General features: G+C 72.4%; 15 protein-coding genes. 8 read left to right on the top strand and 7 right to left on the bottom strand.

Annotated features, from left to right (window positions below; translation table 11 throughout):
• Window positions 1-59: 59 nt before the first annotated feature.
• Together CEB94_RS09495 and CEB94_RS09500 are read left to right on the top strand one after the other, a co-directional pair.
• On the top strand, window positions 60-1,586 hold the full coding sequence (locus tag CEB94_RS09495; protein ID WP_175431752.1) for a S8 family peptidase: 1,527 nt from the start codon (window positions 60-62) through the stop codon (window positions 1,584-1,586).
• Window positions 1,587-1,781: 195 nt separating this feature from the next.
• The gene (locus CEB94_RS09500; protein ID WP_175431753.1) at window positions 1,782-2,807 is read left to right on the top strand and encodes a CopD family protein; all 1,026 of its coding nucleotides are present in this window, start codon (window positions 1,782-1,784) and stop codon (window positions 2,805-2,807) included.
• Between the two features lie 12 nt (window positions 2,808-2,819).
• On the opposite strand, the gene CEB94_RS09505 is transcribed toward CEB94_RS09500, so the two are convergent.
• Window positions 2,820-3,500 (bottom strand): lysoplasmalogenase, encoded by a 681-nt coding sequence (locus tag CEB94_RS09505; protein ID WP_175431754.1) that lies wholly within the window; start codon window positions 3,498-3,500, stop codon window positions 2,820-2,822.
• Window positions 3,497-4,420, bottom strand: a complete 924-nt coding sequence (locus CEB94_RS09510) for a sterol desaturase family protein (protein ID WP_175431755.1) — start codon at window positions 4,418-4,420, stop codon at window positions 3,497-3,499. The genes CEB94_RS09505 and CEB94_RS09510 overlap by 4 nt, the downstream gene beginning before the upstream one ends.
• A 277-nt stretch (window positions 4,421-4,697) precedes the next feature.
• On the opposite strand from CEB94_RS09510, the gene CEB94_RS09515 reads away from it, so the two are divergent.
• The 5 genes from CEB94_RS09515 to CEB94_RS09535 all read left to right on the top strand — a co-directional run bounded on the left by CEB94_RS09515 (window position 4,698) and on the right by CEB94_RS09535 (window position 9,636).
• Window positions 4,698-5,699 (top strand): DEDDh family exonuclease, encoded by a 1,002-nt coding sequence (locus tag CEB94_RS09515; protein ID WP_175431756.1) that lies wholly within the window; start codon window positions 4,698-4,700, stop codon window positions 5,697-5,699.
• 97 nt (window positions 5,700-5,796) lie between these two features.
• Entirely contained in the window at window positions 5,797-6,030 is a 234-nt protein-coding gene (locus CEB94_RS09520) for a hypothetical protein (protein WP_078615365.1), read from the top strand.
• Between the two features lie 49 nt (window positions 6,031-6,079).
• Window positions 6,080-6,877 carry an SURF1 family cytochrome oxidase biogenesis protein gene (locus CEB94_RS09525; RefSeq protein WP_175431757.1) on the top strand — a complete coding sequence of 266 codons (798 nt, stop codon included), beginning with the start codon at window positions 6,080-6,082 and terminating at the stop codon, window positions 6,875-6,877.
• Window positions 6,878-7,090: 213 nt separating this feature from the next.
• Complete coding sequence (locus CEB94_RS09530) at window positions 7,091-8,875, top strand: glycoside hydrolase family 15 protein (RefSeq protein ID WP_175431758.1); 1,785 nt, start codon at window positions 7,091-7,093, stop codon at window positions 8,873-8,875.
• A gap of 5 nt (window positions 8,876-8,880) precedes the next feature.
• On the top strand, window positions 8,881-9,636 hold the full coding sequence (locus CEB94_RS09535; RefSeq protein WP_175431759.1) for an SDR family oxidoreductase: 756 nt from the start codon (window positions 8,881-8,883) through the stop codon (window positions 9,634-9,636).
• A gap of 41 nt (window positions 9,637-9,677) precedes the next feature.
• Here the strand turns inward: CEB94_RS09535 and amaP are convergent, their stop codons facing one another.
• The 5 genes from amaP to CEB94_RS09560 are packed head-to-tail and all read right to left on the bottom strand — an operon-like array spanning window position 9,678 to window position 12,033.
• A complete protein-coding gene (gene amaP / locus CEB94_RS09540; RefSeq protein WP_175431760.1) occupies window positions 9,678-10,265 on the bottom strand; it encodes an alkaline shock response membrane anchor protein AmaP in 588 nt (195 codons plus the stop codon).
• A complete protein-coding gene (locus CEB94_RS09545; protein ID WP_175431761.1) occupies window positions 10,262-10,954 on the bottom strand; it encodes a DUF6286 domain-containing protein in 693 nt (230 codons plus the stop codon). Before CEB94_RS09545 ends, amaP begins: the two co-directional genes overlap by 4 nt.
• On the bottom strand, window positions 10,951-11,334 hold the full coding sequence (locus tag CEB94_RS09550; protein ID WP_175431762.1) for an Asp23/Gls24 family envelope stress response protein: 384 nt from the start codon (window positions 11,332-11,334) through the stop codon (window positions 10,951-10,953). The genes CEB94_RS09545 and CEB94_RS09550 overlap by 4 nt, the downstream gene beginning before the upstream one ends.
• Window positions 11,331-11,513, bottom strand: a complete 183-nt coding sequence (locus tag CEB94_RS09555; protein ID WP_175431763.1) for a hypothetical protein — start codon at window positions 11,511-11,513, stop codon at window positions 11,331-11,333. The genes CEB94_RS09550 and CEB94_RS09555 overlap by 4 nt, the downstream gene beginning before the upstream one ends.
• A 46-nt stretch (window positions 11,514-11,559) precedes the next feature.
• Entirely contained in the window at window positions 11,560-12,033 is a 474-nt protein-coding gene (locus CEB94_RS09560; protein ID WP_175431764.1) for an Asp23/Gls24 family envelope stress response protein, read from the bottom strand.
• 87 nt (window positions 12,034-12,120) lie between these two features.
• Between CEB94_RS09560 and CEB94_RS09565 the strand changes: the two genes are divergently transcribed.
• Entirely contained in the window at window positions 12,121-12,843 is a 723-nt protein-coding gene (locus tag CEB94_RS09565; RefSeq protein ID WP_175431765.1) for a nucleopolyhedrovirus P10 family protein, read from the top strand.
• Window positions 12,844-12,849 lie beyond the last annotated feature (6 nt).

Genomic DNA, 12,849 nt, shown 5'->3' on the forward strand with positions numbered 1-12,849 from the left:
GACTCGCCACCGAGACCTTCCGCAAGATCAGCTCGTATCGTGAACGAACTGGAGACACCATGACTGCGCCGCACGCGCGCCACCGTCGCGCCGTCGCGATCCCGGCCGGGATGGCCATGGCCGCGGCCCTCGCGTTCCTGCCGAACAGCGCGGCCACGGCCGCCGAGGACGCCCCGGCTCCCGCGTCGGCCCGGGCCGACGCGACCCCGCTCAGCTATGTCGTCAACGTCAGGCCGGGGCACGGCACTTCGGCGTATGTGAAGAAGGCCGTCGCCAAGGCGGGCGGCACGATCGTGACGTCGTACGACCAGATAGGCGTCATCGTCGTCCACTCCTCGGACGCCGACTTCGCCAAGACCATCCGCAAGGTGCGCGGCGTGCAGTCGGCGGGGGCCACCCGTACCGCGCCGCTGCCCTCGGCGTCCACCGGCGACCTGGGCGCGCCGAAGGTGCTGAGCGCGGCCGAGGTCGCCGCGGCCGAAGCGCCCGCCGGGCAGGACCCGCTGGAGCCCCAGCAGTGGGACCTGCCGGCCATCAAGGCGGACAAGGCGCACGAGAAGTCGCTGGGCAGCAAGAAGGTCACGGTCGCCGTGATCGACACCGGTGTCGACGACACCCACCCCGACATCGCGCCCAACTTCGACCGTAAGGCGTCGGTCAACTGCGTGTCGGGCAAGCCGGACACGACCGACGGGGCCTGGCGGCCGAGCGCCGAGGAGAGCCCGCACGGCACGCACGTCGCCGGTGAGATCGCCGCCGCCAAGAACGGCGTCGGGATGACGGGTGTCGCGCCCGGGGTGAAGGTTTCCGGCATCAAGGTGTCCACCACGGCCGGCTTCTTCTACACGGAGGCCGTGGTGTGCGGTTTCGTGTGGGCGGCCGAGCACGGGGTCGACGTGACGAACAACAGCTATTACACCGACCCCTGGTACTTCAACTGCAAGAACGACCCGGACCAGAAGGCGCTCGTGGACGCCGTCACCCGGGCCTCGCGGTACGCGGAGAAGAAGGGCGCGGTCAACGTCGCCGCGGCCGGCAACGAGAACTACGACCTCGCCTCCGACGAGATCACCGACCCGTCGTCCCCGAACGACACCACGCCGGGCGACCGGGTCGTCGACCCCTCGAAGTGCCTCGACATCCCGACCCAGCTGCCGGGTGTCGTCACGGTCGCCTCGACGGGCGCGAAGGGCATCAAGTCGTCCTTCTCCAACTACGGGCTGGGCGTGGCGGACATAGCCGCCCCGGGCGGTGACTCGACCGCCTACCAGAAGCCGGAGGCGCCGGCCACGAGCGGCCTCATCCTGGGCACGCTGCCGGGCGGCAAGTGGGGCTACATGGCCGGTACGTCGATGGCCTCCCCGCACGTCGCGGGCGTCGCCGCCCTCATCAAGTCGACGCACCCGTACGCCTCTCCGGCCCTGGTGAAGGCCCTGCTGTACGCGGAGGCCGACGCCACGCCGTGCACGGACCCGTACGACATCAACGCCGACGGCAAGATCGACGCGGTGTGCGAGGGCTCGAAGAACCGCAACGGTTTCTACGGCTGGGGCATCGCGGACGCGCTGGACGCGGTGACCAAGTAGAGCTGATGCGAAGGTGATCCGGGCCGGACGGGGACACCCGCCCGGCCCGGTTCGTGTCCGCGGCCGCATCGTCGTCAGCCCGTTCGCCGATGCCCTCACCCCTTCCAGCGACACGTCGCGGGCCTGCTTCCCGTCGAGGGTTGATCAGGTGCTGCTGACTTGCCCGGTCGTGTGGAGGTTGGTGAAGATCCTGGGGTGACTTTGACGAGATCCACGCCCGGGGTGCCCGATCCGCGCGGGCCCGTGCGACGCGCCGGTGCGGGCCGGGCCGTCGCCGTTCTGGTGCTGGTGGCACTGGCCGCGCTGATCCCGCTGCTCGGCCCGTCCGCCGCGCTGCACGGCACCGGCGAGGCCGAAACGCCCGGTGCGGGCGGTATCGCCCTGCTGCGCACGGTGCTGTTCGCGGCGCTGTGCATACCCGTCGGTGAACTGTTCGTGAACCGGCTGGCGCGTTCGCTGCCCGGCGCGGAGACCGACACCGGGGCGGGGCGCCCGGCCGGGCCTCGCAGTTGGTCCTTCTTCGCGGCCGCAGCCGGTTTCGTCGCTGCCCTGGGGCTCGCCTCGGTCGTGGCCACCGGCAACCTCGTGCCGGACGATGTGGCCGACATCGACGTCGGCGGGCTTTACGCGTCCCGGGACGGCAAGCTCGCCCTGCTGGAGGTCAACGCGTTCCTCCTGGCGGGGCTGTGCGCCGCGTCGCGCCGGCCGGTCAGGCAGGTGTGGCCGCTGGCCGCCGTGGTCGTCGCCGAGGCCCTGCGCGCCCACCCCACGACCGAGCACAGCCCGCTGACCGGCTCCGGGCTGACGCTCGTCCATCTGACGTGCGCGGCGCTGTGGGCGGGCGGTCTGCTGCACGCCCTGCGCACCCTCCGGTTGTGGCCCCGCACGGCGGGCGCCGCCCTGCTGGGTCTCTACGCGCGCGTGGCGGTCGTACTGCTCGCCGCCGTCACCGCGACGGGCGCGTGCAGTTCACTGCGCCGGATGCCGCCGGAGACGGTCCTGGAGCAGCTGACGGGAACGGCGTACGGGCGTGCGCTGCTCGCCAAGGTGCTTCTCGTGGCGGTCGTCGCCGCCCTCGCCGTGTGGGCCCGGCGACGGCTGCGCCGGGCGGCCGACCCGCTGACCGCCTGTGCGCCGGCCCGGGCGGAGGTGGCCGCCCTGGGCCTGGCGGTCGCGGCGTCCGGACTGCTGACGGCGCTTCCGGTGCCCATCCGCTGGTGACGCCGGCGCGTCTCAGCCGGCGCGCATCTCGCCGTACGTCGCGGCCGGGGCCCTGCGCGCGTCGAGCGCCCCGAGTGTGCCGCAGGTCAGCAGGGCCTGCGCGGCGATGTACGTGAGCATGATCCAGAAGTCGGGCCCGGGCGGCTGCGGCCACTCGGCCACACCGGTCGCGATGAGCGTGTCGGACAGCAGGAACAGCGCCCCGCCGAGCCCGGCGAAGAGGCCGAGCCGGGTGGCTGACCGGTACGCCATGGCCGTCAGCAGGAGGCTGTAGCCGGCGACGGGCACACGCAGGTCGGCGGGCAGGTCCGGCCACAGCAGCGCGACGGTCGTGACGAGGGCGGCGGCGTAGCCGAGGGCAAGGGCGCCCGCACGCGCGCGTGGGACCGCGTTCCGGCTGCCGTACGTCGCGAAGAGCACGAGGTAGCAGACGTGCCCCGCCGCGAAGGAGGCCATGCCCGCCAGGAAGGCCGGCTCGGCGTCCGACAGCAACAGGACGTCCCCGCCCCAGCCGAACAGCAGGGCGGCCAGGAGCGGCCGGGGTGCCCTGCGCAGGGCACCCCACAGGGCGAGGAGCGGCATCAGCAGGGGCTTGGCGACGGTGTGACCGGCGTCGAAACCGGCAGCGAGGGAGACGAGGTCGACGGCGGCGGCGAGGCCGAAGGCGGCCAGGAGCAGGCGGGGGGGATTCACGCGGACGTGCTCTTCTCAGGGACCGGCGCGGTCTCGCCGAGGGACGTGGTCGCGTCGGCCGGTGACGGAGCCGGTACGGCGGCCGGACCCGGCCCCGGCCCCCACCCCGGCCCCCGGAACACGCGTCCCGCCCGCTCGCGCCAACTCCGCGCCGCCCTCAGGTCCCTGGCGATGGACACGTATTCGTGCGTGGCCACCTTGAGCAGGTTGTATGTCTCGATGTTCTTGGTCAGCCCGTACCGCGGCCGCTCGGTCTCGGCGACGAACGACCCGAACAGCCGGTCCCAGACGATGAGGATGCCGCCGAAGTTGCGGTCGAGGTAACCGCCCTGGGAGGCGTGGTGGACGCGGTGGTGCGAAGGGGTGTTGAAGACGAACTCGAACCAGCGGGGCATCTTGTCGATGCGCTCGGTGTGGATCCAGAACTGGTAGACGAGGTTCGCGGAGGAGCAGAACGCCAGCGCGGCGGGATGCACGCCCGCGACGATGAGGGGGACGTAGAACGGCCACACGGTCAGGGACGTCCAGGGCTGGCGCAGCGCGGTGGTGAGGTTGAACTTCCGGCTGGAGTGGTGGACGACGTGGCAGGCCCACAGGATGCGGATGACGTGGTGGCCGCGGTGGGACCAGTAGTAGAAGAAGTCCTGCCCGAGCAGCATCAGCGGGACGGTCCACCACAGCACGGGCACGCGCAGCGGCGTGAGTTCGTAGAGGGCCGTGTAGATCGCCAAAATCGGGATCTTCCACAGGAAGTCGAAGGCGAGGCTGCCGAGCCCCATGCCGACGCTGGTCGCCGCGTCCTTCGCCTCGTAGCCCTCCGCGTCCTCGTCGGGATGGAGCCGGTGGCTCACCATTTCGACCACGGTGAGCAGCACAAAGGCGGGGATGGACCACAGCACGACATCGGGCAGGTTCGGCATGCAATGACCGTAGGACCGGCGTCCTGCCCCGACTAGACGTTGTTACCCACAAGTATTACCGACGGTACGCGCTTGCTTCTTGGCGATCTCCGCCAATCCGGCACGGGCGAAGACGGGCAACGGCGGACGAGACGCCCGGCAGATCGACTGAGTGTCGATCAGACGTACGCCCCGCGAACGGACAGACCGGACAACACGCCTGAGGGGGCATCGGAAGACCCCGGCGGGCACACCTGGCGGACGGCGGTGTCAGTCGTGGCCCGTATCCTCAGGAACCATGCTGGAAGACCTGACGACCGCAGTGTTCTCTGCCACGCCGTGGCCGACCGCGTATCCCAAGGGGTACGCGGTCGTTGACGTGGAGACCACGGGCCTGGCCCGGGACGACCGCATCATCTCCGCGGCGGTCTACCGGCTGGACGAGCGCGGCGAGGTCGAGGACCACTGGTACACCACGGTCAACCCCGAGCGCGACCCGGGCCCCGTGTGGATCCACGGACTGACGAGCGAGGCGCTCGAGGGGGCCCCTCTCTTCCCGGACATCGCCGAGGAGTTCACCGCCCGGCTGGCGGGGCGGGTGCTCGTCGCGCACAACGCCGTCTTCGACTGGCAGATGATCGCCCGGGAGTACGCGCGCGCCGAGCGCGAGGCGCCGGTGCGGCAGCGGCTGTGCACCATCGCGCTCTCCAAGGAGCTCGGGCTGCCGCTGCCCAACCACAAGCTGGAGTCCCTCGCCGCGCACTTCGGCGTCGTCCAGCAGCGGGCGCACCACGCGCTGGACGACGCGCGGGTGCTGGCGGAGGCGTTCCGGCCCAGCCTGCGGGCCGCGGCGGCGAACAACGTACGGCTGCCACTGCACGAGTGCCGGCCGCTGACCGAATGGACGGACCGCCCCGCCGCGGCCCGCATCGGGCAGCAGGCGGGCCCCGGAGGCTACGGCAGCTACCGGCCGGGCAGTTGGCGCCCGTCCCGCAAGCGCCCCGCCTGCCCCTACCCCAACCCCGGGCGGTACGAGGCGGGCGGGCGGCTCAAGCAGGGCATGCGGGTCGCCTTCTCCGGTGACACCTCCACCGAGCGGGACCTGCTGGAGGACCGCGCGACCGAGGCGGGGCTGCATGTGGCCACGAGCCTGTCCCGGCTGACCAGCCTGCTCGTCACGAACGACCCGGACTCGGGCACGTCCAAGGTCGTCAAGGCCCGTCAGTTCGGTACGCCGGTCGTGGACGAGGCGGCCTTCGGGCAGCTCCTCGCGGATGTGGAGCCGGCGCCGGAGGGGTGACCTACCTCGCAGGGGTGACCGTACGGACGGGTGATTGCCGGGCGACTCGCCCGGCGACCGCTCGCCCGCACGGGGAGGACGGCTCACCCTGTGGCGCATGGCGACCTGTGAGGTATGTGGCAATCAGTACGGAATGACCTTCGAGGTGCACGCGCAGGGCGCGGTGCACGTCTTCGACTGCTTCTCCTGCGCGATCCACCGCATGGCCCCCATCTGCGAGCACTGCCGGGTGCAGATCATCGGCCAGGGTGTCGAGGTCGAGGGCCACTGGTACTGCGGCGCCCACTGCGCCCGCGCGGAGGGAAAGGCAGGAATTGTCGACAAGGTGTGAACCCGCACCCGCATGAATACACCCCACGACCGAGTTGTACGGTCGTGGGGTGTACCGCTTCCTGATGTCCCGGCAGTGGGTGATCCTCACGCTGATCGCCATGCTTCTCATTCCCACGATGATCAGGCTGGGCATCTGGCAGATGCATCGCTACGAGGAGCGCACCGCCCGGAACCAGCTGGTCACCGACGCGCTGGCGGCGAAGCCGGTGCCCGTGGAGAAGCTGACCGCGCCCGGGCACACCGTGACCAGCACCGAGCGCTACCGCACCGTGACGGCCAAGGGCCGCTTCGACACGGAGGACGAGGTCGTCGTCCGGCGCCGCACCAACTCCGACGACGAGGTCGGCTACCACGTACTGACCCCGTTCGTCCTGGACGACGGCAAGGTGCTGCTGGTCAACCGGGGCTGGATCCCCTCCGACGGCCCGAGCCAGACCACGTTCCCGAAGGTCCCCGCCCCGCCGAGCGGCGAGGTCACCGTCGAGGGCCGGCTGATGCCGAGCGAGACGACCGCGGCCAGCGGCATCAAGAACCTCCAGGGCCTGCCGGACCGGCAGATCATGCTGATCAACAGCGAGCAGCAGGCCCGTCGCCTGGACGCCCGGGTACTCGGCGGCTACATCGCCCAGACGGCTCCCGAGCCCAAGGGCGACGTCCCCGAGCTGCTCGGCGACCCCGGCAAGGAGGACGCCGCGCTGAACTACGCGTATGCCTTCCAGTGGTGGCTGTTCTCCGCGGCCGTACCGGTCGGCTGGGTGGTCCTGGCCCGCCGCGAGGCCCGGGACCGGGCCCAGAAGACAGCCGGGCAGTCCGACACGGCGAAGTCCGAGCCGGCAGCGGTGTAGACGCCACCGGCGCATCCGCCCCGCCCGAACCGAGCCAGGGGCACCGAGCTCGCCCCGCGCCGGAACCCGGCCGGCCGCGACTGAAGCCGGCCCTGTCGAGACCCGGCCGGCCGCGACGGAAAGTGAGGAAGTCCCGGCCCTGCCGGCCAGGGCCCATCACTCCCCCGGCTCCCGCCCTGATTGCCACGCCGAGTTGCCGGGAACCCGCACTCCGTGCACCCCAGCATCGAGGACTACGCGCTCATCGGCGACGAGCAGACCGCGGCCCTGGTCGGTACGGACGGGTCCGTCGACTGGTTGTGCCTGCCCCGCTTCGACTCGGCCGCCTGCTTCGCCAGACTGCTCGGTGACGAGGACAACGGCCACTGGCGCATCGCCCCCGTGGGGGCGGAACGCTGCACCCGGCGCTCCTATCGACGCGACACGCTCGTTCTGGACACCGAGTGGGAGACCGAGCAGGGGGCGGTCCGGGTCACCGACCTGATGCCCCAACGCGACCGTGCTCCCGACCTCGTCCGCGTCGTCGAGGGCCTCGACGGCGAGGTGACGCTGCACAGCGCCCTCAAGCTGCGCTTCGACTACGGCTCGATCGTCCCCTGGGTGCGCCGGGCCGACGGCCACCGCGTCGCCGTCGCCGGCCCGGACTCGACCTGGCTGCGCAGCGAGCCGGAGGTGACCAGCTGGGGCGAGGACTTCGGCACACACGCCGAGTTCACCGTCAAGAAGGGGGACAAGGTCGCGTTCGTCCTGACCTGGCACCCCTCCCACGAGCCGCGCCCCCCGCTCGTCGACCCCTACGACGCACTGCGCCACAGCGTGGAGGACTGGCGGGCCTGGGTCTCGCGCTGCCGTTACGACGGCCCGTACCGGGACGCCGTCGTCCGCTCCCTGATCACCCTCAAGGCGCTCACCTACGCTCCGACGGGCGGCATCGTCGCCGCCCCCACCACCTCACTGCCCGAGGAACCGGGCGGCGTGCGCAACTGGGACTACCGCTACTGCTGGCTGCGCGACTCCACCCTCACCCTGAACGCGCTGCTCGCGGCGGGCTACCAGGAGGAGGCGGAGGCCTGGCGGAACTGGCTGCTGCGCGCGGTCGCGGGCGACCCGGCGGATCTGCAGATCATGTACGGCGTGGCGGGCGAGCGGCGGCTGCCCGAGTTCGAGCTGCCCTGGCTCTCCGGGTTCGTCGGGTCCGCCCCCGTGCGCATCGGCAACGACGCCGTGAACCAGCTCCAGCTGGACGTCTACGGCGAGGTCATGGACTCCCTGTCGCTCGCCCGCGAGTCGGGCCTGTCCCCCCAGCCCGACGTGTGGGCGCTGCAGACGGCCCTGCTGGATTTCCTGCGGACGAACTGGCGGCAGCCGGACGAGGGGCTGTGGGAGGTGCGCGGCGGCCGGCGTCAGTTCGTGCACTCGAAGGTGATGGTGTGGGTGGCCGCCGACCGTGCCGTACGCACCCTGGAGCACCATCCGGAGCTGGACGGCGACCTGGACGGCTGGCGCGTGCTGCGCGACGAGGTGCACCGGGAGGTGTGCGAGAAGGGCTACGACGCGGAACGCGACACCTTCACGCAGTCCTACGGCTCACGCGAACTGGACGCGGCGCTGCTGCTCATCCCGCGCGTCGGATTCCTGCCGCCGGACGATCCACGGGTGATCGGCACGATCGACGCGGTCCGCGAGGAGCTGACCCACGGCGGCTTCCTGCGCCGCTACAGCACGGCCGACGCGGACGTCGACGGGCTGCCCGGCGGCGAGGGCGTGTTCCTGGTCTGCTCGTTCTGGCTCGCGGACGCCCTGTACATGACGGGGCGCGCGAAGGAGGCCCGCGAGTTGTTCGAACGGCTGGCGGGGCTCGCCAACGACGTCGGGCTGCTGTCCGAGGAGTTCGATCCGGTGACCGGCCGGCATCTCGGCAACTTCCCGCAGGCGTTCAGCCACATCGGGCTGGTGAACACCGCCCTCGCCCTGTTCGGTGGGGACGGGGCAGGATAGGGACCATGGATCTTGGACTGAAGGACCGGGTGTACGTCGTCACCGGGGCCACGCGGGGCCTCGGCAACGCCACCGCGCGTGAGCTCGTCGCGGACGGGGCGAAGGTGGTCGTCTCGGGGCGGGACGAGAAGAGTGTCGCCGAGGCGGCGGCCGAGCTGGGACCGAACGCGGTCGGGGTGGCCGTCGACAACGCGGACCCGGAGGCGGCGGCCCGGCTGATCGGGGCCGCGCGGGAGCACTTCGGCCGCTTCAACGGTGTCCTCGTCAGCGTGGGAGGGCCGCCGGCCGGGTTCGTCGCGGACAACACGGACGAGCAGTGGCAGACGGCGTTCGAGTCGGTGTTCCTCGGTGCGGTGCGGCTGGCTCGCTCCGCGGCCGCCGAGATGGAGGCCGGGGGCGTCATCGGGTTCGTGCTGTCCGGGTCGGTGTACGAGCCGATTCCGGGGCTGACCATCTCGAACGGGCTGCGGCCCGGGCTGGCGGGATTCGCCAAGTCGCTCTCCGACGAGCTGGGGCCGCGGGGGATCCGGGTGGTCGGTGTACTGCCCGGACGGATCGACACCGACCGGGTACGGCAGCTGGACGCGCTGTCGGCGGATCCCGAGGCGACCCGGGCGGCCTCCGAGTCGCGGATTCCGCTGCGGCGGTACGGGGCGCCGCAGGAGTTCGGGCGGGTGGCGGCGTTCCTGATGTCGCCGGCGGCTTCGTATCTGACCGGGGTCATGGTGCCGGTCGACGGTGGCGCGCGGCACGGTTTCTGACGGGCCGCACTCAACTCGCCCGTACCCGGCTCGCCCGGTACTCAACTCACCCGTTCCGCGCCGTGCTTGACGCCCTTCAGCCTCACCTCCGCCGGAAGTGCGGCGAGGCCCGCCGACGTCCTGGCATGGGTGAGGGCGCCGGTCGTGAAGTCGTGCAGGGCGGTCCCCGGGTCCACGTGGGGCTCCAAGGCGAGGCGTACGTGGGCCTCGGGGGTGCTGCGGCGGCCCTTCAGACGGGCGTGGGCTCCGTCCACGCCGTCGACGTGGGCCGCTTCCTGGGTGAGGACGTTCTCCAGGGCCCGGCCGCGCAGGAGCGCGCCCTCGCCGTCGCCGGTGTCGACGAGGACCTCGGCGAGGCGACGCCGGCGCAGGACCGCGACGAGCCACCACAGGGCGAGCAGCAGCAGGGCCGCGAGGGCGGCGATGACGACCGGCCACCACCAGCCGTCGTCGCGCCAGCGGGTGCGCTCGGCGTTGCTCAGCAGCACGTCGTGCTCGCTGTCGTGGATCCACCACGAGGGCACCGGGGCGCCGAGGCCGACGGCCAGGACGGAGCCGCCCAGCACCAGCAGGACCAGGCCCACCAGGCCGAGGAACACGCGGTTGACGGTCCTGAGCACCGCTCTCACCCCTTCCGGCCTGGCCGCCGGACGCGCACCGACAGCGAGGGCACCTTGGACAGCCCCAGCCCGCGGACCGCGTCGGCGAGCACGGCGTCCAGATCGGTCCGTACGTCGTCCAGTTCCCGGAAGTGCGACACGGCGCGGACGTCCGCCCGCCTCCGGCGCACCCGTACCCGTGCCGACTGCACGCCGGCCACCTCCATGGCCCGGTCCCGCAGCGCGGTGGCGGCGGCGTCCCGGTGCAGTCCGGCGCGTACGTCGGCGTGCGTGCGCCGCATCGGGAGCATGTCCCGCAGGCCGGGCGTGAGGGCGAGGATCAGCAGCCAGAGGCCGAGGACGGCGGTGATCCCGGCGCCGACCAGCACCCAGGTGTCGTCCAGGGGCCGTTCGGCGAGTTGCCGCGCCAGTTCCCGGCGCCAGTACATGCCGGGCCGGCCGGCGCGCACGGAGACGACGTCGTAGAGGAACAGCCCGGTGAGGCCCAGGAGCAGCAGGGCGACGATGCCGGCGGGGACGCGGCGCGCCGACCAGAAGCGGCCCTCGCGGCCGCCCTCGCCCTCGAGTTCGGACGGTGGTCCGTGGGCGGCCGACGACTCGGACCGGTCGAGGTCGTCGTACTCCGGCTCCTGCCGGCCGAGGACGGGCAGGCGCTGTGTGGCGTTCTCGGGGGGCTCTGCGCCCCGGGGTTCGCTCATCGCGTCCTCCCCTGTACCGCGCCGGGCCCCGCGACCAGGTGCAGCCGCTCCACCTGGACGACGACCTCGGGCACCTGCATCCCGGCCAGGGCGCCCACCCGTTCGACGACCTGGTGACGCACCTTGCGGCAGCGGGCGCCGATGTCGCAGGGGTAGTCGAGTTCGATGTGGACCCTGACGTGGGCGACCTCGTGGTGGACGACGACGGACGCGGTGGGCCGGCCGGCGTCCGGCGGCAGTGTGCCGACCGCCTCGCGGGCCGCCTGCGAGGCGATCTTCGCGACGACCCGGTCAGCGATCCGGGTCGCCCCGCGCTCGCCCGGCGGGACGACGGTCCGGGGTCTGTCCAGCTCACCGGCCCCCGTGCTCACGGGCGTCACCGCCGCCGTTCACGGGGACGGAAGAAGTCGCCGAACTCCAGGTCCCCGTCCAGGAACCGGCCGACGACGAAGCCGACGGCGCCCAGTGCCGCCACCAGCAGGAAGGCACCGAATCCGCCGAAATATCCGGCGAAGGCCAGCGCCATGCCGGCGATCATGCCGACCACGGCCATGCTCATGCGCTCCTCAGCTCCTCAGCCGCTGTGTTGTCCGATGGCCCGTGCCTCACTGGATCCGGCGCTCCGGTTCCTCTTCCTCCTCGTCCGGCAGCTTCACGTCGCTCACCGCGATGTTGACCTCGACGACCTCCAGGCCCGTCATCCGCTCCACAGCGGTGATGACGTTCTCCCGCACGTCCCGGGCCACATCGGCGATCGACACGCCGTACTCGACCACGATCTCCAGGTCGAGGGCCGCCTGCACCTCACCGACCTCGGCCTTCACGCCGCGCGACACCGACTTGGTGCCGCCGGGCACGCGGTCGCGCACTGCTCCGAACGTGCGGGACATGCCGCTGCCCATGGCGTGCACGCCGTCGACGTCGCGTGCGGCGAGGCCGGCGATCTTCTCCACGACGCCGTCCGCGATGGTCGTCCGGCCCCGGGAACCCGGGTCACCTCCACCGCGCTTGACCAGCGGGCTCCTGCGCGCCGCCGGCGTCTCGGACTCCCCGCTCTGGTTCTCGGTCATGTCAGTCATCGCCGTACGTCCTTTTCGGTCGTCGTCCTTGGACCACCGTAAGCACGGTTGCGTGGGAGCGCGCCCCTGATGCGGCAGGCTGGAGGAATGACGGCCGATCGATGGACGCAAGCAGTGAGACATCAGCTGGGAATCGGCAGGCTTCTGCCGCTGGGTGACGCGCGGGACGGCGCGTGGATCGCGGAGCGGGCAGCCGAGGCGGTGCTGCGGAGCGCGGCGTGGGACGCGCCGGGCGTGCGCCTCGACGCGCTCCGGGTCACGGCCGCCGGCACGGCGGACACCGCGGAACCGGCCGTACCGGCACCGCCGAGTGCGCTGCCGCCCGGGCCGCTGCGGGTGACGGCGGAGTTCGCCGCGACGGCCTCGCAGCCCCTGCCGGCGACGGCGACCCTGCTGCGGGCGACGCTGGCGACCGCCGCGACCCGGCGGCTCGGCCTGACGGTGGCGGAGGTGGACCTGCGGGTGACGGGCCTGCTGGACGAGGAGCGGCCCGCGGAAGCCGGGGCCGGGACGGGCCTCCCCGAGCCTCCGCGGGCCGCATCGGCCGACGGCGGCGACGAGGCCCGGGTGGCCGCCGCCGCGCTCGGAGTCCAGGGCGTGCTCCATCTGACCGGCACGCTGGGCCACCCCGTGCACATCGAGGAACTCCCCGGCGAGGAGGCCGCGCTGCCGCACCGCCATGTCCGGCTGGAGCTGGCGGTGGGCGCGGACCAGCGGGCCCGGGACGTGGCCCGCGAGGTCCGGACGGTGGTCAGGAGGGCGCTGCCGGATCACCCGACGGTGGCGGTCGTGGTGAGCGCGATCGGCTGACCGCGC

This window comes from Streptomyces hawaiiensis (assembly GCF_004803895.1).
GTDB lineage: Bacteria > Actinomycetota > Actinomycetes > Streptomycetales > Streptomycetaceae > Streptomyces > Streptomyces hawaiiensis.